The organism is Arthrobacter cryoconiti (assembly GCF_020905375.1).
GTDB lineage: Bacteria > Actinomycetota > Actinomycetes > Actinomycetales > Micrococcaceae > Specibacter > Specibacter cryoconiti.
On sequence record NZ_JAJJBU010000003.1, the window covers coordinates 159,011 to 184,150 of the forward strand.

At 58.5% G+C, this 25,140-nt stretch carries 24 protein-coding genes and 1 riboswitch; of the genes, 12 read left to right on the plus strand and 12 right to left on the minus strand.

Going from position 1 to position 25,140, the window contains the following annotated elements:
* Window positions 1–166 precede the first annotated feature (166 nt).
* From LOH53_RS00965 to purU, 7 genes are all read right to left on the minus strand, one after another.
* Window positions 167–1,264, minus strand: a complete 1,098-nt coding sequence (locus tag LOH53_RS00965) for a Gfo/Idh/MocA family protein (protein WP_230065849.1) — start codon at window positions 1,262–1,264, stop codon at window positions 167–169.
* 131 nt (window positions 1,265–1,395) lie between these two features.
* Complete coding sequence (locus LOH53_RS00970; RefSeq protein WP_230065850.1) at window positions 1,396–2,493, minus strand: substrate-binding domain-containing protein; 1,098 nt, start codon at window positions 2,491–2,493, stop codon at window positions 1,396–1,398.
* 52 nt (window positions 2,494–2,545) lie between these two features.
* The gene (gene mmsB / locus LOH53_RS00975; RefSeq protein WP_230065851.1) at window positions 2,546–3,826 is read right to left on the minus strand and encodes a multiple monosaccharide ABC transporter permease; all 1,281 of its coding nucleotides are present in this window, start codon (window positions 3,824–3,826) and stop codon (window positions 2,546–2,548) included.
* A 23-nt stretch (window positions 3,827–3,849) separates the two neighbouring features.
* Entirely contained in the window at window positions 3,850–5,397 is a 1,548-nt protein-coding gene (gene mmsA / locus LOH53_RS00980; RefSeq protein WP_230065852.1) for a multiple monosaccharide ABC transporter ATP-binding protein, read from the minus strand.
* Window positions 5,398–5,527: 130 nt separating this feature from the next.
* A complete protein-coding gene (locus LOH53_RS00985; protein ID WP_230065853.1) occupies window positions 5,528–6,787 on the minus strand; it encodes an ROK family transcriptional regulator in 1,260 nt (419 codons plus the stop codon).
* Between the two features lie 93 nt (window positions 6,788–6,880).
* Window positions 6,881–7,399 carry a gamma carbonic anhydrase family protein gene (locus tag LOH53_RS00990; RefSeq protein WP_230065854.1) on the minus strand — a complete coding sequence of 173 codons (519 nt, stop codon included), beginning with the start codon at window positions 7,397–7,399 and terminating at the stop codon, window positions 6,881–6,883.
* A 114-nt stretch (window positions 7,400–7,513) separates the two neighbouring features.
* Window positions 7,514–8,380 carry a formyltetrahydrofolate deformylase gene (purU, locus tag LOH53_RS00995; RefSeq protein ID WP_230066213.1) on the minus strand — a complete coding sequence of 289 codons (867 nt, stop codon included), beginning with the start codon at window positions 8,378–8,380 and terminating at the stop codon, window positions 7,514–7,516.
* Window positions 8,381–8,473: 93 nt separating this feature from the next.
* Window positions 8,474–8,561: riboswitch (ZMP/ZTP riboswitch) on the plus strand.
* A 243-nt stretch (window positions 8,562–8,804) separates the two neighbouring features.
* On the opposite strand from purU, the gene glyA reads away from it, so the two are divergent.
* The 7 genes from glyA to LOH53_RS01030 all read left to right on the plus strand — a co-directional run bounded on the left by glyA (window position 8,805) and on the right by LOH53_RS01030 (window position 15,328).
* Window positions 8,805–10,091 carry a serine hydroxymethyltransferase gene (gene glyA, locus LOH53_RS01000; RefSeq protein ID WP_326832729.1) on the plus strand — a complete coding sequence of 429 codons (1,287 nt, stop codon included), beginning with the start codon at window positions 8,805–8,807 and terminating at the stop codon, window positions 10,089–10,091.
* 4 nt (window positions 10,092–10,095) lie between these two features.
* Window positions 10,096–10,968: a bifunctional methylenetetrahydrofolate dehydrogenase/methenyltetrahydrofolate cyclohydrolase gene (locus LOH53_RS01005; protein ID WP_230065855.1), complete on the plus strand. Its 873-nt coding sequence runs from the start codon at window positions 10,096–10,098 to the stop codon at window positions 10,966–10,968.
* 185 nt (window positions 10,969–11,153) lie between these two features.
* On the plus strand, window positions 11,154–11,783 hold the full coding sequence (locus LOH53_RS01010; RefSeq protein ID WP_230065856.1) for a hypothetical protein: 630 nt from the start codon (window positions 11,154–11,156) through the stop codon (window positions 11,781–11,783).
* A 42-nt stretch (window positions 11,784–11,825) separates the two neighbouring features.
* Window positions 11,826–12,668, plus strand: coding sequence for an exodeoxyribonuclease III (locus LOH53_RS01015; RefSeq protein WP_230065857.1), 843 nt, complete (start codon window positions 11,826–11,828; stop codon window positions 12,666–12,668).
* A gap of 17 nt (window positions 12,669–12,685) precedes the next feature.
* A complete protein-coding gene (gene trpS / locus LOH53_RS01020; RefSeq protein WP_230065858.1) occupies window positions 12,686–13,714 on the plus strand; it encodes a tryptophan--tRNA ligase in 1,029 nt (342 codons plus the stop codon).
* Between the two features lie 2 nt (window positions 13,715–13,716).
* The gene (locus LOH53_RS01025; protein WP_230065859.1) at window positions 13,717–14,280 is read left to right on the plus strand and encodes a 2'-5' RNA ligase family protein; all 564 of its coding nucleotides are present in this window, start codon (window positions 13,717–13,719) and stop codon (window positions 14,278–14,280) included.
* Window positions 14,252–15,328 carry a YihY/virulence factor BrkB family protein gene (locus tag LOH53_RS01030; RefSeq protein WP_230065860.1) on the plus strand — a complete coding sequence of 359 codons (1,077 nt, stop codon included), beginning with the start codon at window positions 14,252–14,254 and terminating at the stop codon, window positions 15,326–15,328. The genes LOH53_RS01025 and LOH53_RS01030 overlap by 29 nt, the downstream gene beginning before the upstream one ends.
* Window positions 15,329–15,429: 101 nt before the next feature.
* Here the strand turns inward: LOH53_RS01030 and LOH53_RS01035 are convergent, their stop codons facing one another.
* The 5 genes from LOH53_RS01035 to sdhC form a co-directional block, all read right to left on the minus strand.
* On the minus strand, window positions 15,430–16,455 hold the full coding sequence (locus tag LOH53_RS01035; RefSeq protein ID WP_230065861.1) for a type IV toxin-antitoxin system AbiEi family antitoxin domain-containing protein: 1,026 nt from the start codon (window positions 16,453–16,455) through the stop codon (window positions 15,430–15,432).
* 204 nt (window positions 16,456–16,659) lie between these two features.
* Window positions 16,660–17,457: a succinate dehydrogenase iron-sulfur subunit gene (locus LOH53_RS01040; protein ID WP_230065862.1), complete on the minus strand. Its 798-nt coding sequence runs from the start codon at window positions 17,455–17,457 to the stop codon at window positions 16,660–16,662.
* The gene (gene sdhA, locus LOH53_RS01045; RefSeq protein WP_230065863.1) at window positions 17,457–19,256 is read right to left on the minus strand and encodes a succinate dehydrogenase flavoprotein subunit; all 1,800 of its coding nucleotides are present in this window, start codon (window positions 19,254–19,256) and stop codon (window positions 17,457–17,459) included. Before sdhA ends, LOH53_RS01040 begins: the two co-directional genes overlap by 1 nt.
* Before the next feature lie 88 nt (window positions 19,257–19,344).
* Window positions 19,345–19,812 carry a succinate dehydrogenase hydrophobic membrane anchor subunit gene (locus LOH53_RS01050; protein ID WP_230065864.1) on the minus strand — a complete coding sequence of 156 codons (468 nt, stop codon included), beginning with the start codon at window positions 19,810–19,812 and terminating at the stop codon, window positions 19,345–19,347.
* Complete coding sequence (gene sdhC, locus LOH53_RS01055) at window positions 19,813–20,205, minus strand: succinate dehydrogenase, cytochrome b556 subunit (protein ID WP_230065865.1); 393 nt, start codon at window positions 20,203–20,205, stop codon at window positions 19,813–19,815.
* Between the two features lie 311 nt (window positions 20,206–20,516).
* Between sdhC and LOH53_RS01060 the strand changes: the two genes are divergently transcribed.
* From LOH53_RS01060 to LOH53_RS01080, 5 genes are all read left to right on the plus strand, one after another.
* The gene (locus LOH53_RS01060) at window positions 20,517–21,662 is read left to right on the plus strand and encodes a mannose-1-phosphate guanylyltransferase (protein ID WP_230065866.1); all 1,146 of its coding nucleotides are present in this window, start codon (window positions 20,517–20,519) and stop codon (window positions 21,660–21,662) included.
* A gap of 81 nt (window positions 21,663–21,743) precedes the next feature.
* Window positions 21,744–22,943: an amidohydrolase gene (locus tag LOH53_RS01065; protein ID WP_230065867.1), complete on the plus strand. Its 1,200-nt coding sequence runs from the start codon at window positions 21,744–21,746 to the stop codon at window positions 22,941–22,943.
* A 106-nt stretch (window positions 22,944–23,049) separates the two neighbouring features.
* Window positions 23,050–23,553, plus strand: coding sequence for a MarR family winged helix-turn-helix transcriptional regulator (locus tag LOH53_RS01070; RefSeq protein WP_230065868.1), 504 nt, complete (start codon window positions 23,050–23,052; stop codon window positions 23,551–23,553).
* Window positions 23,550–23,984, plus strand: coding sequence for an organic hydroperoxide resistance protein (locus LOH53_RS01075; RefSeq protein ID WP_230065869.1), 435 nt, complete (start codon window positions 23,550–23,552; stop codon window positions 23,982–23,984). The genes LOH53_RS01070 and LOH53_RS01075 overlap by 4 nt, the downstream gene beginning before the upstream one ends.
* Window positions 23,981–24,997: an NADP-dependent oxidoreductase gene (locus LOH53_RS01080; RefSeq protein WP_230065870.1), complete on the plus strand. Its 1,017-nt coding sequence runs from the start codon at window positions 23,981–23,983 to the stop codon at window positions 24,995–24,997. The genes LOH53_RS01075 and LOH53_RS01080 overlap by 4 nt, the downstream gene beginning before the upstream one ends.
* Window positions 24,998–25,140: the final 143 nt, after the last annotated feature.

Below are 25,140 nucleotides of genomic sequence, written 5' to 3' on the forward strand. Positions count from 1 at the left end.
GGCGGTTCTTTCCCTCCGCACAGAGGGCGGAGGGCCGCCGTCGTACTTTCATAGGACCCCACCTACTTAGACGCTCGGTTACTTTAGGGGCAGAAATGCCAAACGCTCCCGCAATAGCTGCGGGAGCGTTTGGCATTTCTGCCCCTAAAGTAACCGAGCGTTGGGGTTAGAGGTCCGTGCGTGAGTCGTTGGGGTAGCTGATGCCCATCTGGCGGCGCGCTTCATCGAAGAGTTCCATGATGGCCAGGCTGTCATCCAACGCCATGGTGGTACTTTCCGACAGCCCATCTTGGATGCAACGAGTCACCTCGCGCAACTGGTAGGTGTAACCGCTGCCGGGGTAGTCAAAGGTTTCGTTCCGCTCGTTCTCCCAGCCCACACAAATGCGTAGGCCCTTCGGGTTGTTCACTGAACCCACAGTCTCGATGTAGCCTTTGGAGCCGGAAATGGTTGCCGTGCGAGGTCCATGGGAGGTCAGGTAGCTGATCAGCTGTGCTTGGGCGCCGCTGTCATACGTGAGCGTGAGAGTATTTTGGCTATCTACTCCCAGAGCCGTCAGCTCGCCGGTCGCGGACACTGCATCAGGCCTGCCAAGACAAGCCCACGCCCAAAGCAGCGGATAGACGCTGATGTCCAGGAGGGCACCGCCGCCGTCAGCCGGAGCCCAAATACGGGCAGTGTCATCCTCAGGCGCCGGAAAGCCCAAATCTGCCCGAACCCACTTGATGTCTCCGATTTCACCCGAGGTGATGATCTCAAGCGCGCGTTGGAACCCCGGCACAAAACGGGCCCATACGGCTTCCATGAGGAATAGCTTTTTTGCCCGGGCTAGTGCGATGAGGGAACGCGTCTCAGCGGCAGTGATGGTCAGGGCCTTCTCGCACAAGACGTGTTTGCCCGCTTCCAGCGCCGCTTTGGCAATATCGTAGTGAGACGCGTGAGGGGTGGCAATATAGACCACGTCGATGTCGGGATCTGCCACCAGCTGGACGTAGCCGGGGGCACCGAGGCCGTCAGGACCGCCGTCGTAATAGCTGGTATGGAAACCGAACTGCTCGGCAAAGGCCACTGCACTGTCCGCACTGCGTGAACTGACAGCCTGCAAAGTGGCGTCCTCTAAAAGAGCCAGATCTGCCGTGACTGTCTTCGCAATGTTGCCGGTGGCCACCACACCCCAACGCAAGGTGGTGCCAGTGGCGGCAAGGGTCTGCGGGTTGAAACTGGTGTACCAGTCGGGCTGGCCAACGTAACGTGGGATGCTCATCACCCTAGTCTGCCAGTTCCGGGACGTCCGCGCGGAAATGTTTGCGGACGCAACAAAGGCCCCCTGACCTCGGTTCGAACACCTCAAAAGGGGGCGTACGTACCGAGACCAAGGGGCCTCTGCCATGGGTTCTACTTGGTCAGCGGACCAAGTACCTTGTCATTGGCGTATTCCTCAGCGGCGTTCGCCTTCGTCACGATCTTGGGAACCAGCAAGAACGCCGGAACAACCTTGACGCCATTGTTGTAGGACTTCGGGTCATTGATCTCCAAAGACTTGCCAGCCTGCAGATCCTTAGCCATCTCGATCGCATGGTTCACCAGCGCTGTGGTGTCCTTGTTGATCGTGGAGTACTGCTCTCCGGCCATGATGGACTTCACAGACTCAACTTCAGAATCCTGACCGGTGATGGTCGGAACGGACTTTCCTGCAGCCTTGACGGAGGTGATAACTGCCCGGGCCAGAGTATCGTTCGGGGACAGAACGCCATCCAGCTCGGCGCTGCCGTAGCTGCCGACCAACAAAGTGTCCATACGCTTCTGCGCGTTCTCTGCCTTCCAACCCTGCGTTACGGCCTGCTCGAAGCTGGTCTGTCCGGAGACAACCTTAAGGGTTCCGTCGTCAATCTTGGGCTGGAGAACCTTCATGGCTCCGTCAAAGAAGACCTTCGCATTGGCGTCATCGGGGGAGCCGGCAAAGAGTTCAATGTTGTACGGGCCCGTTGGCTTCTTAGCTTTCATACCGTCAAGGAGTGCCTGCCCCTGGAGCTCGCCAACTTTGAAGTTGTCGTACGCCACATAGTAGTCAACATCGGGGGTGTTCGTCAGGAGGCGGTCATAGGCGATAATCGTTGCCCCAGCGTCCTTGGCCTGCTTGAGCTGAGTTCCAAGCTGGCCGCCGTCGATGGCGCCGACGATGATGACCTTGGCGCCCTTGGCAACCATGGCGCTGATCTGGTTCTGCTGCTCAGAAACACCAGCGTTGGCGAACTGGACGTCACCCTTGAAGCCAGCCGTCTTGAGGCCGTCGTTGAAGAGTTTCTCGGCCAGAACCCAGTTTTCACTGGTCTTCTGCGGCAAAGCGACACCGATGACGGAGTCAGCGGCGAAGCCAGCAGCGGCACCAGAGGCAGCGGGAGTGGTTTCTGCACGGCCGCAACCGGTCATTGCCAGGGCGGAGACTGCCAGGATGGCAGCCACAGACGTGACGGCCTTGTGGAGCTTGATCATGGGGATCACTTTCTCTTGGTTATTCATGAAATGGTGCACAGTGAGTGAAAGTTTAAGCTTGAGTGGAAACTGTTTCCTTGAGAGGTTCCGCAGTCGAGAGCCCAGATTCGTCCTTGCGGCCAAGCCGCTTTGTCATAAAGCCAATGAAGGACGGCTTGCCCTGGGATTTGTTGTAGACGTCCAGGACGACGGCGGCCAGCAGTACCAGACCCTTGATGATCTGGGTAAGGTCCGAGCCGATTCCCAGAAGTTGGAGGCCGTTGTTCAAAACTGCCATGACCAGCCCACCGATCATGGACCCGACCACGGTGCCGACGCCGCCGGTGACAGCTGCTCCACCGATGAAGACAGCGGCAATGGCATCAAGTTCCCAGCCAACGCCGTCGTAGGCGCCGGAAGCATTGGACCGGGCGATGAACATCATGCCGGCGAGACCAGAGAGGACCGCCATGTTCAACATGACCAGAAAATCGGTGCGCTTGCTCTTGACACCTGAAAGTGCCGCGGCGTGCCTGTTTCCGCCAACCGCGTAGATGTGACGGCCAATAGTAGTGCGCGAGGCGACGAAACCGTACACAAGAATCAGGACACCCAAGATGATGCCCGGGACGGGGAATGAGGTGCCGGGACGGCCTGTAGCGAAAAGGTACGTGGCGTAAAGGATGACGGCGCTAATGAGCACGAGCTTGAAAATGGTGACCCAGAGCGGCTTTACGACAGCACCCAAGCGCACGGCCTTATTGCGGCTGTGCATTTCACCCCAGACAATGGCGACAACTGCCAGCAGACCGATCAAGACGGTCAGGTTGTTGTAGCCGGTGCTCGGGCCGATCTCAGGCAAGTACCCGGTGCCAATGAACTGAAAGTCGACGGGGACGGGGACTGTCAAGGACTTTCCGAAGAACTGGTTCGCGCCACGGAAGAGCAACATGCCCGCCAATGTGACAATGAATGCCGGTATTCCCACGTAGGCCACGAAGAAGCCCTGCCATGCCCCTATCAGTGCCCCGAGCACCAGACCGACCACGACCCCCATGTACCACGGGATTCCCCAGTCACGCATGGTGAGCGCGACCACGATTCCCACGAATGCTGCGATGGATCCCACTGAGAGGTCAATGTGTCCGGCGATGATGACAAGCACCATACCGATGGCCAAGACCAAGATGTAGGAGTACCCGTTGACGAGGTTTATGAGGTTTTCCGGGGTGAGTATGAGCCCGTTGACAAGACCGCCGGTCTTGACCTGAAAGAAGAGGATCAAGGCGATTAGCGCAAAGATCATCCCGAACTGGCGGGTGTTACCGCCGAAGAGTTGTTTGATGGCGTTCATGGTGGGGTCCTGTTTCCCTTGGTCTAGGCAGTTTTCTTGACAGCGGTCATGCGTTTCATCAACGTTTCTTGGCTGGCTTCGTTTTTGTTCAAGACGCCCGTGATGGCGCCTTCAAAGATGGTGTAGATGCGGTCGGAGATGCCAAGCAATTCCGGTAGTTCCGAGGAAATAACAATCACGCCTTTTCCTTGGTTGGCAAGTTCTTGAATGATGCCGTAGATCTCATATTTGGCGCCCACGTCAATGCCACGGGTGGGCTCGTCAAGGATCAAAAGGTCGGGGTCGGCGAACATCCATTTGGCCAAAACCACCTTTTGCTGGTTGCCACCGGAGAGCTTGGAAACGCCCTCATCGACGCTGGGGGTTTTGGTCCGCAATTGCTTGCGGTACTTTTCTGCGACGGCATATTCCTCGGTTACATCCACAACGCTGAATTTGGAGATGGATTCAAGGTTGGCGGCGACGGTAGTGGTTTTGATGTCATCGAGCAGATTCAGGCCCAGCGACTTACGGTCTTCGGTGAGGTAGCCGATCCCGTGCTTGATCGCCTGGTGAACATTGCGGAGCGTTACTTCCTTGCCATCCTTGATGATCGTGCCGGAAATATAGTTCCCATAGGAACGGCCAAACAATGAGCGGGCAAGCTCGGTGCGGCCTGCTCCCATGAGGCCAGCAAAGCCAACGATCTCTCCGCGGCGGACATTAAACGATGAGCCCTTGCAAACAAGGCGGTCTTGGACTTGAGGGTGCCGAACTGTCCAGTTCTTGACCTCGAAGAACACCTCGCCGATCTTGGGCGTGTGATCCGGGAATCGCGATTCCAAGGTGCGTCCCACCATGCCCTTGATAATGCGGTCCTCGTCAACGCCGTCGGCCTTGACGTCGAGAGTCTCGATCGTCTTCCCGTCGCGGATGATGGTGATGGAATCTGCGACCTGTTCAATTTCATTGAGCTTGTGGGAGATCATGATGGAGCTGATGCCCTTTGACTTCAAGCCCCGAATGAGGTCTAGCAGGTGCTGGGAGTCGGCTTCGTTTAGGGCTGCTGTGGGTTCGTCAAGGATGAGCAACTTCACCGACTTGTTCAAGGCCTTGGCGATTTCCACGAGCTGCTGCTTACCGACGCCGATCTCCTTGACAGGAGTGTCAGGGTCCTCAATCAGACCCACTCGTGCTAGCAGCTCTACAGCACGAATGCGGGCCTGTGCCCAGTTGATGACACCAAACCGTGTCGGTTCATTGCCCAGGAAGATGTTCTCCATGATGGACAGCTCCGGGATCAGTGCCAGTTCCTGGTGAATGATCACGATGCCGGCTTCCTCGCTGGCGCGGATGTCTTTGAACTGGCAGACCTCGTTCTGATAAACGATGTCCCCGTCGTAGCTGCCAAAGGGATAAACACCGGAGAGGACCTTCATCAGGGTCGATTTACCGGCACCGTTTTCGCCGCAGATGGCGTGGATCTCGCTGGCACGCACTGTGATGGAGACTTCAGAAAGAGCCTTGACGCCGGGAAATTCCTTGGTGATTGATCGCATTTGGAGAATGATGGGGCTTGCTGCGGGCAACATGTGCGGTCGCTTTCCAAGACGGACGTCTTTGTCTTTGCGTCACAGACGCATCAGCTGGTGGATCGGGTGGATCGGTCCGAGGTGCCACCTGGTGATGTGGGGCACAACGGTTTTTTGGTACTGAAGAAATTCAACTCGGTTGCGGCATTGGCGTCAAGCCTTTAACGCAACGAGATGGTAACGGTTTAGGAACTTTAACGTGAGGGAGATCTTGGAAGACCAGCGAAACGGCGCCTAGAGCCTCAGATCTGGACGTCAGGGATGAGGTGGCCAGGGTGGTATTTTCGCCAACGACAGGCACTGCATGGCGTAGAAGGCCACGGCGTATGGGTCCGAGGAGAATCTCACCCAGGGTTGCGAGTGGACCTCCGATGACAATCACGTCAGGGCTCATGATGTTTGAGATATTTGCGAGTGCGCGGCCGACGGCGGTGCCAGCGTCTTCGAGTACGCGCAAGGTGGTTGCATCCCCGGCCTTGGCACGGCTGACGATGTCCTCGGTAGTGACAGCATCCGGACGGTCGCGGCTAAGCAGGTTGATCATGGTGGCAGTTGAGGCGATGGTTTCTAGGCAACCACGATTTCCACAGCGACAGATGAGGCCCGATTCATCGATCGTGACATGACCGATTTCACCCGTAACGCCTAAGCTTCCCGAATACAGGGATCCATTGATGATCAGGCCGGCGCCGATTCCCGTTCCGATCTTGACGAACGCCAAGTTGGGGACTTCGGTGAAAGGGCCCCACGTGATCTGAGCCAGGGCACCCAAGTTTGCGTCATTTTCAATGAAAACAGGTAATTGAAGCGCCTTTTGAAGACGTTCATGAAGGTTGATTCCCACCCATTCTGGCAGGATGGCGCCTTGGATTACCTTGCCTGTGCGCTTGTCGATGGGGCCGGGAATTCCAGCTCCTGCACCCACCAAAGTGGAACGGTCGATCCCTTCTTCGGTGATGAGTTCTTCCAGCAATTGGGCGGCGGCAAAAATTCCCGCTGTGGCGTCGTGGCCCACGGGCAGGGGAATCTGGCGCTCTGTGATCACCTTGTATGAGCGGTTGGCCAAAACTACGCGAACGTGGCTACGGCCGAAGTCAATACCGACGGCGAGGGAGGTGTCACCTGTGTAACTCACGGAGTGGGCGCGCCGGCCAGAACTCGTGGTGGTGGTGAGGGTAACCAGACCAGCCTGCTGCATGCTTTTGACGATGTTGGAGACTGTTGCGGTGGAAAGGCCGGTCAGCCGTGCCAGCTCGGCTTGCGTTGCGGGGCCCCCACGCAACAGTTGTTCGGTCAGTCGGAGCTGATTGCGCTGACGCAATGCCGACTGAGAGCCGGGGCTCGCTGATGGGTGGGTGCCAGGAGGCAGGCTGGCGTCGTCGTCGAACATAAGTAGTAGCGTGCCCTATTTCTACATTGAGGTCAAGAACTTAACGCTAAAATGTTCAATTACGTTAATGTGTTCGATCCAAGTGTGGATCGACTACCCGTGGATCTCTTTGTGCTTGCGGGCCAGCTCCACGTAGTGAGTTGCGTTGTCGCGCACGTGTTCGCGTTCTTCCTGTGTTAAACCGCGACGAACCTTGGCCGGTACACCCGCAACCAGAGAACCAGGCGGGATGATGGCCCCTTCTAGTACGACGGCGCCGCCAGCGACCAAGGAGCCCTCGCCGATGACGGCTCCGTTCATTATGGTTGCCGACATGCCTATCAAGCAGTTGTCCTCTACCGTGCAGCCATGGACCACGGCGTTGTGGCCCACGCTGACGCCGTCGCCAATGCTGGTGGGAAACCCGGCGTCGGCGTGCAGCACCACGTTGTCTTGGAGGTTGGAGCCGGATCCGACCGTAATCGAGTTGGTGTCTGCGCGCACCACCACACCGTAAAAGGCGCTGGACCGCGCTCCGAGTGTCGCCTGTCCGATCAGCGTTGCCGACGGCGCTACAAAAGCACTGCTGTCAACAGCGGGCGTATGTCCGTCAAAGGGGAAAAACTGGTTCATGGTGTCTCCATATCTGTTGTGAGAACGCTGCGGCGCGAAACTCGGTGCGAGTTCTGCGCCTGGTCGACTATGCGCAAAACTCGTACCGGGTTTTGCGCCAGCCTAAAGCGGGCATTAGTCAAAGACGACAGTGCGGGTGCCGTCCAAGAGAACTCGGTGTTCGGCGTGCCACTGGACGGCTTGGGCCAGGGTTCGCGCCTCCACGGCCCGTCCCATGGCAACGAATTTTTCCACCGAGTGGCCGTGATCCACCCGGATCACCTCCTGCTCGATGATGGGGCCCTCATCCAAAGCGGCCGTTACATAATGGGCGGTCGCGCCGATGATCTTTACCCCCCGCGCATGAGCCTGGTGATATGGCTTGGCGCCCTTGAAGGAGGGCAAGAACGAATGATGGATATTGATGACGCGTCCGGGAAGGCTCTTGCAGAGTTCATCGGAGAGCACCTGCATATAGCGGGCCAAGACAACAAGCTCAACATCGAGCGCTTCAACGAGTTCCATCAGCGCAGCTTCGGCCTGTGCCTTCGTTTCGAGGGTAACCGGGATGTAGTAAAACGGTATTGAATAAAACTGCGCCAATGGTTCCAGATCCCGATGGTTTGAGACAATTGCAGGGATTTCAATGGGCAAAGTGCCGGAGCGTTGGAGAAACAACAGATCGTTGATGCAGTGGGCTGCTTTTGAGGCAAGAATAAGGGTTCGCACGGGGGCGCCGGCTCGGTGTAACTGCCAGTTGAGCTCAAACTCTGCGGCCACCGCGTCGAGGTGTTCGCGCAGAAGGGTAAAAGTCATAGCCGTTTCAACGGCAACGCGCATGAAGAAGGTGCCTGTGTCCGGGTTTCCGTACTGCTGGGAATCGATGATGTTACACCGCGCTTCCAGAAGTGCTCCGGCTACAGCATGGACAATACCCGGCTGGTCGGCGCATGAAAGCGTCAGTACGAATCCGTCGCAGGCAGGTGCGGTGGGTGCGTTCAGGTTGGAAGCGTCCGTGCTGGGCGAGGGTGCGGAGGGGGAGCGGAAGTCAGTCACCGGTTCAACGTTACCGGCAGTTGCGGGCTTGTACTAGAATTGTTGTGTTGCAACTGGCGATGAGGTGGGACACCACCGGGGAGCAGCACGATGCTAGACCTGCGGATCGTACGCCTGGGACCGTGGTCACGAACGCCGCTTAATGATTAACGTCTGATTTCGTCCCGTCCTCAGCTATGCAGCACACTTGTGTTTTGTTGTGATCTCGTTCCGCCCCTGATATTTCCAAAGAATTTTTACTCAATTCCACGGGAATCTCCACAGGGATCACCACCAATTAACACAGCGAAGCATGCTGCGCATCGGACGCGTTCTGCGGATAATCTGGCATAGAAGAGTATTTTTCGTGTCGTCCACCCAGGAGTCTTCAGTGTCCTTTAGCCCCACCCAATCCGTGACCAATGCCCCGCTCTCCGAGCTGGACCCCGAGATCGCCGCCGTCCTCAAGGACGAGCTGGGTCGCCAGCGTGACACGCTGGAAATGATCGCATCAGAGAACTTTGCTCCCCGCGCAGTACTTGAAGCGCAGGGCTCCGTCCTGACAAACAAGTACGCCGAGGGCTACCCCGGCCGCCGCTACTACGGTGGATGCGAGTACGTTGACGTTGCCGAGAACCTAGCCATCCAGCGGGTGAAAGACCTTTTCAACGCCGAGTACGCCAACGTCCAGCCGCATTCAGGCGCCCAGGCAAACGCCGCAGCACTCGCAGCCATGATCAAACCGGGTGAGAAAATCCTGGGCCTCTCACTGGCTCATGGTGGCCACCTAACCCACGGCATGAAGCTGAACTTCTCCGGGAAACTGTACGACGTCGCCGCCTACCAGGTAGAGGAAGACACCTTCCGGATCGACATGGACAAACTGCGTGAGCAGGCCATCGCGGAGAAGCCTCAGGTCATCATCGCGGGCTGGTCTGCCTACCCGCGTCAGCTGGACTTTGCTGCGTTCCGCTCCATCGCCGATGAAGTTGGGGCGCTGCTCTGGACGGACATGGCACACTTCGCCGGCCTTGTTGCAGCTGGCCTACACCCGTCCCCCGTGCCCTACTCCGACGTCGTGACTTCTACAGTGCACAAGACCCTCTCCGGCCCGCGCTCCGGCGTGATCTTGGCCAAGAAGGAATGGGCCAAAAAACTCAATTCGGCTGTGTTCCCCGGGCAGCAGGGCGGCCCGCTCATGCACGTTATCGCGGCCAAGGCAGTGGCATTCAAGGTTGCTGCGGGTGCGGAGTTTAAGGAGCGCCAGCAGCGTGTTCTGGAGGGCGCCAAGATCATAGCCGAGCGCCTGAACGCACCGGATGTTGCTCAAGCCGGGGTGTCCGTGTTGACCGGTGGCACCGACGTCCACCTGGTTCTTGTGGATCTGCGAAACTCCTCGCTGGACGGACAGCAGGCCGAAGACCTTCTGCACAGCGTTGGCATCACCGTCAACCGAAATGCCGTTCCGTTTGATCCCCGCCCGCCGATGGTCACCTCGGGTCTGCGGATTGGCACCCCGGCTCTGGCTACGCGTGGGTTCGGAGCTAAGGAATTCACGGAGGTTGCAGAGATCATCGCCGCCGCGCTGAAGGGCGGCGCCGACGTTGACGCTCTGCGCGCCCGCGTCAAGGTCCTCACTGCTGACTTCCCGCTATACCCGGGACAGGAAGAGTGGTAGGCGCATGAGCGCACAGATTCTCGATGGAAAGGCCACCGCGGCGGCTATCAAGGCCGAGCTAAGCGATCGGGTTGCTGCGCTGGCCGCACGGGGCATCACGCCGGGGCTGGGCACTATTTTGGTGGGTTCGGATCCGGGATCCCAATGGTATGTGGGAGGCAAACATAAGGACTGTGCGCATGTGGGCATCAAGTCCATTCGCATTGATTTACCGGAAACTGCCACCCAGGATGAGGTTTTGGCGGCGGTGAAGTCGCTCAACGAGGACCCAAGTTGCACCGGCTACATCGTTCAGCTTCCACTGCCGGCCCACATTGACCAAGACGTGGTGCTTGAGGCCATCGACCCGGCCAAGGACGCGGACGGTCTGCACCCCATGAACTTGGGTCGCTTGGTAGGCAATGTCAACCGGCCCATGATCTCCCCACTGCCGTGTACTCCCAAGGGCTGCATTGTGTTGCTTGAGCGCCACGGGATTTCACTGAACGGCAAGCGTGTGCTCGTTGTGGGGCGCGGCGTGACCATTGGCCGGCCCATGGGCTTGCTGCTCACCCGCCGCGATATCAATGCCACCGTGGTGTTGGCTCACACGGGCACGTTAGATTTAGCGGCCGAGTTGCGCAACGCCGATGTGGTGGTTGCCGCTGCTGGTGTTCCGCACATGATCAAGGCGGCTGAGCTCAAGCCGGGCGCCATTGTTCTCGATGTTGGCGTCAGCAGGGTCGACGACGGCCATGGCAAAGCAGTGGTCACCGGCGACGTCGAGCCCGCTGCCGCTGAAGTGGCCAGTTGGATATCTCCTAACCCGGGAGGCGTGGGACCGATGACCCGGGCCATGCTGCTGGCTAACGTGGTCGAGGCCGCAGAGCGCGGCTGATTTAGCCGTTCCGGGCCACAGGCTTTGGGCGGACGACGGCGGAACTCACCTTCCGTCGTCGTCCGCCCTTTTGCGCGGCCCAATTTGCGAGACCCCGCAACCACGTTCGGGACCCGCACCAGGGAGCCGTTCGCCGGTGGTGGAAGAGTGGTGCAGGAGCATGTCTGGTTTGAGAGAATAGAGGCATGACTTCTCTTGGATCCGGCAAAATGACCAAACCCGGCAAGTTCACAGGCCTTGGCACGATCGTGCTGGCGATCGTGTTCTTGGTGGCAATTGTGTTTGCAGCCAATAACAGCACAGTGCTCGGCTGGGTCATCGCCGTCATTGCGTTTGGGTGGTTGGCCCTCTCCACAGCCGTCTACATCGGCGTGCACAAGGCTGCAGCGTTTGGTGCGCGCCAGGTAGCGCTGGCTCAGGCGCAGATGGCCCAACAGCAAAGCGCCCATGACGCGAGCAGTGCGGGAACTCGCCTTGTGAGCGAGGAATCCGGCTCCCGGACTAGCGCCAAAGCGAGAGAGATGAAGCTCGATCACTCCTTCAAGATCATTAGTGTCCAGATTGGTGTGGTGAATGACTACATCGGCAAAGACGAGGCCATGGTGGCTCGGGCCTTGGAGACCATTGACATCACTGCCTGCAATGGCCGGGGCATGATCAACCCGGACTGGGAAGCGCAAGAAGCAAAGATGGATGCGGCGATGGAGAAGAAGAACGCCGGGCGCAACGCCGGGCAAGCCTCTTCCCGGGAACCGAATGCTGGAGCGGGCGCCACCGCACCCGAGGAGCCCGTGTCCGGCGTCGTTCTTGACTAACGCTGGGAGTGAACTGGACGGGAAAAGGGTAAGGTGGAGCAAGTGAGCAATGCTACGAAAAATGGTCATCTGCGGATCGCCAGTGTCAATGTCAACGGCATCCGAGCCGCCTACAAGAACGGTATGGCGACTTGGCTTGCCGCGCGTGATGTGGACATTTTGTGTCTGCAGGAAGTCAGGGCGCCAGACGCGATCGTCGAAGGCTTCCTGGCTGACGACTGGCATTTAGTACATGCCGAGGCGGAAGCGAAAGGGCGGGCCGGGGTTCTTATCGCGACTCGCAAAGACTCGTTAGCGCCGGTGGCCACGCGTGTTGGCATTGGCGATGACTACTTCGCCACCACCGGACGCTGGGTCGAAGCCGACTACACTCTAAACGGCGCCGACGGCAAGGCAACCACGCTGACCGTTGTCAGTGCCTATGTGCACTCCGGCGAAGTAGGCACGCCGAAACAGGATGATAAATTCCGGTTCTTAGACACCATGATGACCAAACTGCCGCAGCTGGCCACCAGCAGCGAGCACGCATTGGTGGTTGGTGATTTGAATGTAGGGCACACCACCTTGGACATCAAAAACTGGAAAGGCAACGTCAAACGCGCAGGTTTCCTGCCCGAAGAACGTGCCTATTTTGACAAGTTCTTCAGCGAGGAGATCGGCTTCAAGGACGTTGCCCGGGAAATGGCAGGGGACGTCGAAGGGCCGTATACATGGTGGTCCAACCGCGGCCAGGCGTTCACGAACGACACTGGTTGGCGAATTGATTACCACATGGCAACCCCGGCTCTGGCTGCTTTGGCTCAGAGCTGCGTGGTAGACCGCGCGGACTCCTACGAAGCCCGTTTCTCCGATCACGCACCGCTGGTCGTCGACTACAAGTTCTAAAGGACTCTTGATTCCCCATGAGTGAGACCACTTCCCGTCCCCGCGTTCTCTCTGGCATGCAGCCTTCGGGGAACTCCCTGCATCTTGGCAACTATCTGGGCGCGCTGGTTAATTGGGTCAAAACGCAACACGACTACCAGACGCTGTTCTTCATCCCGGATATGCACGCCATCACAGTAGCTCAGGACCCTGCACAGTTGCGGGAACGAACACGCAAGACTGCCGCGCAGTACATTGCTGGTGGTATCGACGTTGATAAATCCATCCTATTTGTCCAGTCGCATGTCCCTGAGCACGCTCAATTAGCTTGGGTCCTGAACTGCATCACAGGCTTCGGTGAGGCATCTCGGATGACTCAGTTTAAGGATAAATCCGCTAAGGGCGGTGCGGAGGCGGCCAGCGTTGGATTGTTTACGTACCCCGTGCTGATGGCGGCCGACATTCTTTTGTACCGCCCACAGGGCGTTCCTGTTGGCGACGATCAGCGCCAACATGTAGAACTTGCCCGCGATCTGGCGAAGCGTTTTAACCACCGTTTTGGTGAGACGTTCACGGTGCCAGAAGCCTTCATCCAGAAGGAAGGGGCCCGCATCTATGATTTGCAAAATCCAACAGCCAAAATGTCCAAATCAGCATCTGGGCCCAACGGGTTGATCAACTTGATGGACGACCCAAAGGTGACCGCCAAACGCATTAAGTCTGCGGTGACAGACGCGGACACGGTGATTGCGCACGACCGTGAGAACAAGCCAGGAGTGACAAACTTACTGGAAATCCTCTCGACGCTGACCGAAAAACCAATTCAGTCCTTGGTAGCGGACTACGAGGGCAAGATGTACGGGCACCTCAAAGCCGATGTTTCCGAGGCTGTGGTGGCGCGGATCGAGCCGATTCGTTCTCGTACTCTGGAACTGCTGGATGATCCGGGCGAGCTTGACCGTCTGCTGGCTCAGGGGGCTGCGAAGGCCCGCGGCATTGCCGCTGAGACGCTAGCAGACGTCTACGCAAAGGTAGGGTTCCTTCCTCCCATGGGGACGGTCGTCTAACGATGCCGGGCATTGGACAGAGCGGGGCGTCTCCTGCGCCCCAGCACGACAGCGTGGGAGTCATCATCACGATGCCCCCTGACTTGGCTGATGAGCTGGGCCGTTGGCGCAGCCGCTACGCGAAGCAAGATGCCGTCGCCGTCCCTGCCCACATCACGCTCGTGTCCGGTCGGGCGCTTGCGCACTGGGCGGATGCTGCGCACCACGTCCGCGAAGTTGCTCGCAGTACCACCCCGTTCAACGTTTCACTGCGGGGTACTGGGACTTTTCTGCCGGTGTCACCCGTAGTGTTCTTGAACTTGGTGGATGGCGTACAGGAGTGCCGGGACCTCCATGAGATGCTGCTGGAAGGGCCGGTGGAGCATCTACTGGATTTCGGCTTCTATCCGCATCTGACGATTGCCCATGATCTAGACGCTGAGACTATGGCGCGCGCCCAAATTGAAATGGCGGCCTTCGCGGCAGACTTCGAGGTAGATAGCATTGGGCTTTACGATTATGCCGACGACGGCTGGGTATTGCGTGAGGAGCTGAGTCTTGGGGGAGGAACCAAACCAAAAGGGTAGGCGCGAGCACGGCCACTCTCTCGGCGCCGGGCCAGTCGGAATTCGTGCCCAGAGGCCGCTTGCCGCCCCGCCCAAGCCGCCACCTAGTCCGCTGGATCGCGCGGCTCTGAAGAAGTGGTCGGGGGCTCAGCATGCCGCTTTCGTGGCAGCGAACGACGGCGGCAGCGTTGTTGGGCGTGTATCTGCTGGCTTCGTCTGGGCGAATGCATGGCTCGGGACACTGCTGCCCATACGCGTTTGGAATCTCTACACACGTCGTCGTGGCCCCTTGATGGCCGCCGGTAACGCTTACCTGATGTTTTTCTCCGTGGGCGCGATGTTGGTGGCGGGTTTCGCCATTTTCACCATGACGACTGCGGATAATGCAGTATTGCGTGAAGCCGTTATTAACACTGTTGCTGAAAGCACCCCGGGTCTGATCGACACCGGCAATGGGGGGCTGGCGTCACCTGAACAGCTCCTGGGTGGGAGCGACTTCGGGCTGACTCTGATCATCTCCCTCTTAGCACTATTGGTGACTGCCATGGGGTGGATCAACGGACTCCGTGAGGGGATCCGGTCTGTTGTGGGTCTATCCCGGGACCGGACCAACCCCGTCTTGTCGAAGGTGCGCGACGCCGGCACACTGCTCGTCCTAGCCGTGGCCTTAGTGCTGACCAGCGCCTTGGGTGTGTTGAACACGGCCGCCCTAGCGAGTATTGGTAGTGCTTTCGGGTGGGGTGAGTTCTGGACTGGCATAACTGCGCGTATTGGTTCGATCGTGGTGATGTTCTTGTTGGACACTGCGGTGGCCATGGTCATGTTCAGCATTGCCGCGCGGGTTCGGATGCCGATTCGGGTGCTGCTGTTTGCAGCTATATTCTCCGGAGCGGGGGCCACCGTGCTCCGCTTCTTCAGTACGGTGCTGCTCAACGGGATCACGAATAACGCTCTGCTAGCGCCGTTTGCAGTCATCCTGGGCTTGTTCGTGTGGTTCTTCCTCCTAAGCCAGGTGTACTTGGTTGCAGCGGCGATAGCCGCCGTCCGGGCGGCGGATCTGCGCGCCTAGGCTGCGCCGTCGAGCCTTCCGAGGCCGACGGAGCGTTTCGAGATAGCCGCTGCGCCTCGTCTGTGTCGGCGGTTTCCGTCAGACTCGGCGCAGGAGCGTCGTCATTTCGCCAGCGCAGCGAGGATGCGTAACTTAAAGCCAGCTTCATTGAAGAGGTCTTTCCATTGCACACGGATGAGCGTCCATCCCGCCTCAATGAGTGCGGTCTCACGCTTACGCTCTTGAAAAAGGGCTTCGTCGGTGGGCCTGTAGTTGAAGTATTTGCCTTTGCCATCAAATTCAAGCACTACGCGCTTTGCAATCCAGGCGAAGTCCACCCGATGGCGGCCAACGCGGGTGGCAATCCACACTTGGGGCGTGGGAGGCTCGATTAACAGTTTCCGCATTAAGTCTCGGGTCAACGTTTCGCCGGGCGATTCCGAGCGGGGATCAGCATTGAGGAGCACCTTGCGCAGGGTTCGAATCCCGCGATGGGAAGAGAGCCGATCAGCCGCTGCCATCAAGGTGGGCAGTGAAACGCCCATGCGGAGGGCATGATCGGCAATGATGAGCGCTTGTCTGTACGGCAGCGTTAAGGCGCAATCGATCACGGTGCGCAGGAGCGAGGTGACTCGTAGACGGCGAATGACAACGATGTCCTCATCATCGAGGGGGCTGCGATGAATCCTCGTGTCCGGGCCGGCGCCTATGCTAGAGGGCTTCTTCGGCTGCGTAATGTGAATAAAGTCATCCACATTCCATAGGAATAGGCCGTGGAGGATTGCGGCAGAGGTGTGGCTGTAAACAAATCCCGTGGCAGAGGACGTGAGAGTCGCAAATGCATGCAGGAGCACCCTATTGAGGCGGCGGGCATCCAACGACAAACCATTCCACCACGCGGCCCGTACGTAGCAGCCATACCGGAGTCGTGCCAAGATTCCCTGCTCTAAAAGACGGCGGATGGCACGGTCGCCGAAACCCGCCTCACGCAGTTGGGCCGTCCGCCACACAATCCGCTTCACCGCGAATGCTGCTTCGAAGCGCGCGACCAGAGGGCGGAAACTCGCTGCCTTGCTGTTGCCGGGTCCAGTGTCATGGAGCAGTGCGCTCGAGGATGCTGCGCCGTCGTGCTCGGAAAATGCGTTCATCCCTCAATCGTGGAACAGAAATGGGGGAACGGACGGGGCATAACTGTATCTGTGGATAACTAGCGGGCTACCGAATGTGCCGAGGAAGACGGAACGTTGCGAGAGAGTCGTTGCGCTACGTCTGCGTGGGCGCGCTCCGTCAGACTCGGCGGAAAGAAGGCGCCGCACCCCAAGGGGGAGCGGCGCCTTCGAAAGTGCTAGAACCTAGACCTGACGGGACAAAATGGCCTGCTTGACTTCAGCGATGGCCTGCGTGATCTGGATGCCGCGGGGGCATGCCTCGGTGCAGTTGAAGGTAGTGCGGCAACGCCACACACCCTCTTTATCGTTGAGGATCTCCAGGCGCATATCTCCAGCGTCATCGCGCGAATCAAAGATGAATCGGTGGGCGTTGACGATGGCTGCGGGACCGAAGTACTGGCCGTCGGTCCAGAACACGGGGCAAGATGACGTGCACGCAGCGCAGAGGATGCACTTGGTGGTGTCGTCAAAACGCGCGCGCTCTTCAGCGGACTGCAGACGCTCCTTTGAAGGGGAGTGGCCTCGGTTGATCAAAAACGGCATGACTTCTCGGTAGGACTGGAAGAACGGCTCCATGTCCACGATCAAGTCCTTCTCCACCGGCAAACCCTTCAGGGGTTCGACGAGAATGGGCTTTGACGTGTCCAAATCCTTGAGCAGCGTCTTGCAGGCCAAACGATTGCGGCCATTGATGCGCATGGCATCCGAGCCACACACGCCGTGTGCACAAGAGCGGCGGAAGGACAGCGAACCGTCCTGCTCCCATTTGACCTTGTGTAGGGCGTCGAGCACACGGTCGGTGCCGTACATGGTCATGGTGAAGTCTTCCCACTTCGATTCCTCGGAAAACTCAGGATCGTAGCGGCGCACACGCAAGGTGACGTCAAAGGTGGGTATTTCGCCGCCGCCGCCCAAATGGGCGGGCAGTTCAATCTTTGATGCCGGCTCCGGAGCGGTTTCGGCAGTTTCTATGGGACTCATTAGTACTTCCTTACCATCGGCTGGTAGCGCGTGACGACAACAGGCTTGGTGCCTAGACGGATGCCAGCAATGTGTTCCTGCGAGCTATCAGCCGTAACCTCAGCGTCTTTGTAAGCCATGGAGTGCTTCATGAAATTCTCGTCATCACGCTCCGGGAAGTCTTCGCGGTAGTGTCCGCCGCGAGATTCCTGGCGGTGAAGGGCTGCAACTGTCATGACCTTGGCGAGTTCCAGCAAGAAGCCCAATTCAACGGCTTCGAGCAGATCCAAATTGAAGCGCTTGCCCTTGTCCTGGACGGTGATGCGTGAATAGCGTTCCTCGAAGGATGCGATGTCCGCGAGGACCTTATCGATCGACTCGGCCGTGCGGAACACCTGCATGTTGGCATCCATGGTGTCCTGGAGTTCCTTGCGGATCGCCGCCACCTTTTCGCCGCCGTCGGAGATACGGACGTGCTCCAAGAGGGCTATGGTGCCAGCTTCAGGGTTTTCCGGAAGGTCGACAAAATCGGCGCGCTGGGCATACGCGGCAGCGGCAACCCCGGCACGTTTGCCGAATACGTTGATGTCCAGCAATGAGTTGGTACCCAAACGGTTGGAACCATGGACGGAGACACAGGCAACTTCACCGGCCGCGAACAGGCCAGGAATGATGGTGTCGTTGTCCTGGAGTACCTCGGTTGAGACGTTGGTGGGTACTCCACCCATTGCGTAGTGAGCCGTCGGGAAGACCGGTACCGGTTCCGTGTACGGTTCCACACCCAAATACGTGCGAGCGAACTCGGTGATATCCGGGAGTTTGGCATCAATATGAGCTGGTTCCAGGTGAGTCAAATCCAGAAGGACGTAGTCCTTGTTCGGGCCACAACCGCGGCCCTCACGGACCTCATTCGCCATGGAGCGGGCCACGATGTCACGAGGCGCCAAGTCCTTGATCGTGGGGGCGTAACGCTCCATGAAGCGTTCGCCCTCGGAGTTACGCAAAATGGCACCTTCACCGCGGGCGGCTTCGGAAAGCAGAATGCCCAAACCGGCCAGTCCCGTTGGATGGAACTGGAAGAATTCCATGTCTTCTAGGGGTATGCCGCGGCGGAACGCGATGCCCATGCCATCACCGGTCAGGGTGTGTGCGTTGGACGTGGTTTTGAAAACCTTGCCAGCCCCACCCGTTGCCAAGATCACGGATTTAGCCTGGAATACGTGCAGTTCGCCAGTGGCCAGATCATAGGAGACGACGCCGGCAATGCGCTTTTGCTTGTACGGGGTGCCATCCTCGCGGGTGGCGTCCTCCTCAACAGTGAGTAGATCTAAAACGTAGTACTCGTTGTAGAACTCAACGTTGTGCTTGACGCAGTTCTGATACAGGGTCTGCAAAATCATATGGCCCGTGCGGTCAGCGGCGTAGCAGGACCGGCGAACCGGTGCCTTGCCGTGGTCACGGGTGTGCCCGCCAAAGCGGCGCTGGTCAATACGGCCTTCGGGTGTGCGGTTGAACGGCAAACCCATCTTTTCCAGGTCGATCACGGCATCGATGGCTTCCTTAGCCATAATCTCTGCCGCGTCCTGGTCAACTAGGTAGTCACCGCCCTTGACGGTGTCAAAGGTGTGCCACTCCCAGTTGTCTTCCTCCACGTTGGCCAAAGCGGCGCACATGCCGCCCTGGGCTGCACCCGTGTGTGAGCGGGTGGGGTAGAGCTTGGTCAGCACTGCCGTACGGACATTCTGGCCGGCTTCAATGGCGGCACGCATTCCTGCGCCACCGGCCCCGACGATAATGACGTCGTATTTGTGGACCTGCATACTGGATGCTCTTTCTCTCTTTACTGCATTCAAATTGCCTGTGTTCACTTCAGTTCCCGGGCGGATGGTACCGGGAATTAGCCGATCCTTAGGGAACGGGACAGAAGGAGGGAAGGTCGATGACTGCACCGGCCGGGCACGGATCAAAGGTGAAAATCACCAAGGTACCTAGAACAATGATGACGCCGGCGGCAACGTACAGAACCGTCTTGAGCGTCATACGGGTCCCGTTACGCTCCGCGTAGTCGTTGATGATGGTGCGGACACCGTTGGTGCCGTGCAACATAGCCAGCCACAGCATGGCCAGGTCCCAGACCTGCCAGAACGGACTGGACCATTTGCCTGCAACGAAACCGAAGTCGATGGCGTGGATGCCCTCGCCAACTAGGAGGTTGACGAACAGGTGCCCGAAGATCAGGACAATGAGCACCACTCCGGAGAGGCGCATGAATAACCAGGCGAACATCTCAAAGCTGGAGTGTGATGCCTTGTTGCGCTTGTATTGCGGAGACTGCGCGCTGTTGGAGCGAGGCGATGCGATCATGTTGGAACTCATTTAGTGCCCCCCGAAGAAATTTGAGAAGACAATGGTGAGGTGGCGGATCAAGAACGGAATCATGACCACAACCCAAGCGATCAAAACGGTCCAGAGCATTTGGCGCTGGTACTTGGGGCCTTTCTTCCAGAAGTCAATGGCAATGATGCGCAAGCCATTAAAGGCGTGGAACACGATTGCGGCAACTAGGGCTGCTTCACCCAAGCCCATGATGGGGTTCTTATATGCCCCAATAACTGCTGTGTACGCTTCCGGGGACACTCGCACCAAGGAGGTGTCCAGAACGTGCACCAACAGGAAAACGAAAATCACTACACCGGTAATCCGATGTCCCACCCAGGACCACATGCCTTCTCGGCCGCGGTACAGAGTGCCAGCTGGTTTTGTCGGCACTGAATAAACCTTCCTGCATCACCGTGACGCTGGCGTGGTTCCACGCGGGGAAACGCACACGGCGTGAGCACTCATAACTCAGCCTAAACTTAGGCTTCGCTTACAGCATATTCAACTTAGGCACTCCTTGCCCTATGGGACAAATCACAGTCTTGTCACAAAGTTCCCTTATGGGCGGGAGAAATCGCTGAGGTAGTCCATGGGCAATAGTTGTCGGGTTACACAGTCAGCGGTCATCCCCAAGGCTGATCTTTGCCCGTTTCAAGCCCAGAAGCCCGGGTTCAAGAGGTCAATCGTTTAGAGTTGAGGCGATGAACACTGAAAATTTGGCCCATGTAGCCCCCGCCGGGCGAGGCCCTCTGGAGAAATTCTTTGCGGTTATTCCTGCCGGGGGTGTCGGCACCCGCTTGTGGCCGCTATCCCGGGCCGCTGCGCCAAAGTTTTTACATGATCTTACTGGCAGTGGCAGCACGCTTATCCGCGCCACGTATGACCGTCTGGAACCGATTAGCGGCAACCGTATCCTCCTTGTTACGGGCGAAGCGCATCGCGACGCCGTCTGTCGCCAACTTCCGGAGCTAGCGGACGACGATCTGGTGTTGGAATCAGAGCCTAAGGATTCCGGTGCTGCGATCGGCCTTGCGGCAGCCATCTTGTTCACCCGCGATCCGGAAACCATCATGGGCTCCTTCGCCGCTGATCAAGTGATCAGCCCGGACGAAAAATTCCAAGAGGCCGTTCGCGAGGCTATCTACACTGCAGCAACGGGCAAGATCGTCACCATCGGCATCAAGCCCACACATCCTTCCACCGGGTTTGGGTATATCAAGATGGGTGCCGCGTTGGAGATTGAGGGCGCCCCGCATGCCTGTGACGTCGCCGAGTTTGTGGAAAAGCCCAGCGAAGAGGTTGCTGAAAAGTATTTGGAAAGCGGCGCCTACAGCTGGAACGCAGGGATGTTCGTGGCCCCCGTTGAGCTGATGTTGCGTCACCTGAAGGCCAACGAGCCGCTTCTCTACGACGGGCTTATGGAAATTGCGTTGGCTTGGGACACCCCGGAACGCGTGGCGGTGAAGAAGCGGGTGTGGCCCACTTTGCCCAAGATCGCGATCGACTACGCTGTGGCCGAACCCGCTGCCGCCGCGGGTGATGTGGCGATGATCCCCGCTGACTTTAGCTGGGACGACGTCGGCGATTTCGCGGCGATCGCCCGTCTGAGCAGTGCCAAAGAAGTTAAAGATGTGAAGGTCATCGGTGAGTCTCCACGGGTCTTCACTGAGGACAGCACCGGAATAGTGGTCACCGACACCAAACGGGTCATTGCCTTAATTGGTATCCAGGACGTGGTGGTCGTGGATACCCCGGATGCGCTTCTGGTGACCACGAGGGCCCATGCCCAGCTGGTCAAGAAGGCGGTTGATGGCTTGAAGCTCAACGGAGACCTCGACGTCTTGTAGCAGCAACCGCTTGAAGCAACCCGGTGTAATGTGCCGTTGCTAATTCCGTGCGGGAGCAACGACGTGGTTAGAGTTTGAACTGTGCGCAATTACTCACTGGAAATAGAACCAACCGAACTGGTGGGCCCCTGGCTGGAACCTTTACTGGCGGAACTCATCGAGTTTCGCCGGGACCTGCATGCCCATCCCGAGTTATCTTTCCAAGAGCACCGCACCACCGCGAAGATTTATGACCGGCTGATAGCGGCAGGGTTATCGCCGCGTCGCTTAGAGGGCACCGGCGTCATCGTTGATATTGGGGACGGCCCTATCGCCACGGCCCTGCGCGGTGACATCGACGCCCTGCCGATCGTTGAGGAGACGGGACTGCCGTTCGCTTCCCATAACCATGGCGTCACGCATGGTTGTGGCCATGACTTCCACACGGCCAGCATGCTGGGCATTGCCCTGGTATTGGCCCGCATGCACGCGCATACACCGCTTGGTGGGAGCGTGCGCATCATCTTTCAACCGGCGGAAGAAACCCTCCCCGGGGGAGCGTTGGCCTGCATTGACCAGGGTGCATTGGACGGGGTGCCTCGCATCATGGCGCTGCATTGCGATCCGCGTATAGAGGTGGGGTCGATCGGAACACGGATCGGTCCCATAACGAGCGCCTCGGACACCATCAGAATTGAACTTTCCGGCCGGGGCGGGCACAGTTCCCGACCTCATCTGACCGAAGATCTGGTTTTTGCGTTGGCCCAGATTGCCATCAACGTGCCCGCAGTCCTCTCCCGCCGTGTTGACGTGCGTAGCGGGGTATCCATGGTGTGGGGTCAGATCAGCGCTGGGCAGGCACCCAATGCCATCCCTAGCCACGGCGTTATGAGTGGGACAATGCGTTGCCTGGATCGGGAAGCTTGGCATGCGGCCGGGGAATTGCTTGATGACGTGGTCTCGCAAGTGGCGGCGCCCTACGGCGTCGACGTCCACCTTGAACACACCCGGGGGGTCCCTCCCGTGGTCAACGCGGAACACGAAACGGCTCTGATCGAGGCGGCCGCCCGCGCGGAGCTGGGAGAATCTTCAGTGGTCCTGGCCCCGCAATCCATGGGTGGAGAAGACTTTGCGTGGTTCCTGCAAGGGGTGCCAGGCTCGCTGATGCGGCTTGGTACGCATGTTCCCGGTGGTGAGGAATTTGATCTGCACCGCGGCGATTACGTGGTGGATGAACGGGCGCTTTCCGTGGGTATCCGCGTGCTGTGTGCTGCAGCTCTCCGCGCCCTCCGTACTCTCTGACCCTGCAGGTAGAAATGGCTGAACTCCAAATACTTGGCGAAGTTCAATCCAAAAGATTGTGCACAATGAAGTTGCGAACAATTTAAAAGAGGGCTAGGCTCTTTCCATGGGTGATCGAACTATTCTCAAGCACCAAGTGTGTTTCTCCTTGTACGCGGCGTCCCGAGCGGCAACGGCGGTCTACCGTCCGCTGCTGGCACAGCTGGGCCTGACGTATCCGCAATATCTGCTCATGCTCCTCCTCTGGGAGCGCGACGGCGTGTCCGTCAAGGAGCTAGGGGAAGAGTTGGAGTTGGATTCGGGTACCTTGTCCCCACTGCTCAAGCGCCTTGAAGCTGCGGGTTTCCTAGAACGACGGCGTCAGCTTGAGGACGAACGAAAACTTCAAGTACACCTCACTGCGCGCGGGGAAGAACTCCGGAGCCAAGCGGAGCAAATCCCACAACAAATAGCTCGAGCGGCTGGCTTGAGCGCGGCCGATTTAGCACAGTTGAACGAAACGTTGGCTAAGGTCACCGGCGCCCTGCATGCAGCGCTGACCCCTAATGCAGCGCTGACCCCTAATGCAGCGCCAAATTCATTAACAGCATCTATGAAGGAGCATTCATGAAGGTCCTCTACACCGCATCCGCGACAGCAACCGGCGATGGCCGGGACGGCTCGGCACGCAGCGACGATGGAAAACTCGTTGTTGATTTGGCCTCACCCGTTGAAATGGGTGGGGACGGTAATGGCACCAACCCGGAGCAATTGTTTGCCGCCGGTTATGCTGCCTGCTTCCATTCGGCACTGCGAATCGTCGCTCGCCGAGCCAAGGCGGACGTTACGGGCTCTGTCGTGAGTGCCGAAGTTGACCTCGGCGCCGTCGGCGATGGTGCCTTCGGGATAGGCGTGCGCTTAGAGATCTCACTGCCGCAGCTGGGAGCCCAAGAGGCGAAGGAGCTAGTGGATGCAGCTCATCTGGTCTGCCCCTACTCCAACGCCACGCGCGGCAACGTGGACGTCCAGCTTACGCTCGCCCCTACGGAGGTTGCGGCATGAGTGAGGAATTGATAGCACGCGAAATTCAGTTGGTCTCGCGGCCTCAGGGCTGGCCTGTTCCGGAGAATTTCCGGCTGGTCGAAAATCCTGTGCCGGAGCTGGCTGAAGGGGAAATCCTGGTCCGCAATCTGGCCATGAGCGTTGACCCATATATGCGCGGGCGGATGAATGATGTGAAGTCTTACAGCGCGCCCTTTGCTCTGGATGCAGCGCTCGACGGCGGTGCCGTCGGTGAGGTGGTCTCCTCCCGCAGCGCTGAGCGCAAGGAGGGCGACGTCGTCGTGCATGGACTGGGATGGCGGGACTATGCCGTGTTGCCGGCGTCGTCTTCCAAAAAAGTCGATCCCTCCCTGGGGTCCCCCACGGCGTTCCTGGGAGCACTGGGTATGACGGGTCTGACGGCCTATGCCGGCCTGACGCGGGTGGCGGATTTCAAGCCGGGGGACACGGTTTTCGTATCTGGTGCCGCAGGTGCTGTGGGCTCACTGGTGGGTCAGATTGCCAAGGCGTTGGGGGCATCGCGTGTCATCGGCAGCGCTGGTTCACCGGAAAAGGTGGCTCATCTGCTGGAGCTCGGCTTTGACGCCGCCTTTAATTATCATGATGGTCCGGCGAAGGATTTGCTTCGTGCGGCATTGGGGGCAAGTTCTGGGATTGACGTCTACTTTGACAACGTGGGCGGAGAGCAGCTTGAGGCGGCCATCTCATTGGCCAACCCGTTTGCCCGCTTTGCCCTGTGTGGAGCAATTTCCGTCTACAACAGCACGCAAGCGCCCGTGGGGATCAGAAATCTCCCGCTGGCTATTGGCAAACAGCTCACGCTGCGCGGATTCCTGGTGGGTGCTCATCAAGATTTGAGCGATGAATTCGCCACCCGAATGAAGCGTTGGATGGCTGATGGAGACGTGCATTTTGATGAGACGGTGGTGGCGGGACTGGAAAATGCCCCTCAGGCATTCATCGATCTGATGCGTGGCGCCAATACCGGAAAAATGGTCGTCACCCTCCCGTAGCGAAGGGGTAAATGGTAACGGTTCCCCAACAATGCTCCGCGGGTAGGCCAATCCGGCTACCCGCGGGTAGCGTCCACCATTAGTGTGTTGTGTAACATCGTGATGCGGGAATGGGGATACCGCGCACGGATTGACACCTTATG

What these genes read in the sequence shown, in the direction of transcription:
- LOH53_RS00965 (WP_230065849.1), bottom strand. Translation starts at nt 1,264, where the DNA reads ATGAGCATCCCACGTTACGTTGGCCAGCCCGACTGGTACACCAGTTTC.
- LOH53_RS00970 (WP_230065850.1), bottom strand. Translation starts at nt 2,493, where the DNA reads ATGATCAAGCTCCACAAGGCCGTCACGTCTGTGGCTGCCATCCTGGCA.
- mmsB (WP_230065851.1), bottom strand. Translation starts at nt 3,826, where the DNA reads ATGAACGCCATCAAACAACTCTTCGGCGGTAACACCCGCCAGTTCGGG.
- mmsA (WP_230065852.1), bottom strand. Translation starts at nt 5,397, where the DNA reads ATGTTGCCCGCAGCAAGCCCCATCATTCTCCAAATGCGATCAATCACC.
- LOH53_RS00985 (WP_230065853.1), bottom strand. Translation starts at nt 6,787, where the DNA reads ATGTTCGACGACGACGCCAGCCTGCCTCCTGGCACCCACCCATCAGCG.
- LOH53_RS00990 (WP_230065854.1), bottom strand. Translation starts at nt 7,399, where the DNA reads ATGAACCAGTTTTTCCCCTTTGACGGACATACGCCCGCTGTTGACAGC.
- LOH53_RS01005 (WP_230065855.1), top strand. Translation starts at nt 10,096, where the DNA reads ATGAGCGCACAGATTCTCGATGGAAAGGCCACCGCGGCGGCTATCAAG.
- LOH53_RS01010 (WP_230065856.1), top strand. Translation starts at nt 11,154, where the DNA reads ATGACTTCTCTTGGATCCGGCAAAATGACCAAACCCGGCAAGTTCACA.
- trpS (WP_230065858.1), top strand. Translation starts at nt 12,686, where the DNA reads ATGAGTGAGACCACTTCCCGTCCCCGCGTTCTCTCTGGCATGCAGCCT.
- LOH53_RS01025 (WP_230065859.1), top strand. Translation starts at nt 13,717, where the DNA reads ATGCCGGGCATTGGACAGAGCGGGGCGTCTCCTGCGCCCCAGCACGAC.
- LOH53_RS01035 (WP_230065861.1), bottom strand. Translation starts at nt 16,455, where the DNA reads ATGAACGCATTTTCCGAGCACGACGGCGCAGCATCCTCGAGCGCACTG.
- LOH53_RS01040 (WP_230065862.1), bottom strand. Translation starts at nt 17,457, where the DNA reads ATGAGTCCCATAGAAACTGCCGAAACCGCTCCGGAGCCGGCATCAAAG.
- sdhA (WP_230065863.1), bottom strand. Translation starts at nt 19,256, where the DNA reads ATGCAGGTCCACAAATACGACGTCATTATCGTCGGGGCCGGTGGCGCA.
- LOH53_RS01050 (WP_230065864.1), bottom strand. Translation starts at nt 19,812, where the DNA reads ATGAGTTCCAACATGATCGCATCGCCTCGCTCCAACAGCGCGCAGTCT.
- LOH53_RS01060 (WP_230065866.1), top strand. Translation starts at nt 20,517, where the DNA reads ATGAACACTGAAAATTTGGCCCATGTAGCCCCCGCCGGGCGAGGCCCT.
- LOH53_RS01070 (WP_230065868.1), top strand. Translation starts at nt 23,050, where the DNA reads ATGGGTGATCGAACTATTCTCAAGCACCAAGTGTGTTTCTCCTTGTAC.
- LOH53_RS01075 (WP_230065869.1), top strand. Translation starts at nt 23,550, where the DNA reads ATGAAGGTCCTCTACACCGCATCCGCGACAGCAACCGGCGATGGCCGG.
- LOH53_RS01080 (WP_230065870.1), top strand. Translation starts at nt 23,981, where the DNA reads ATGAGTGAGGAATTGATAGCACGCGAAATTCAGTTGGTCTCGCGGCCT.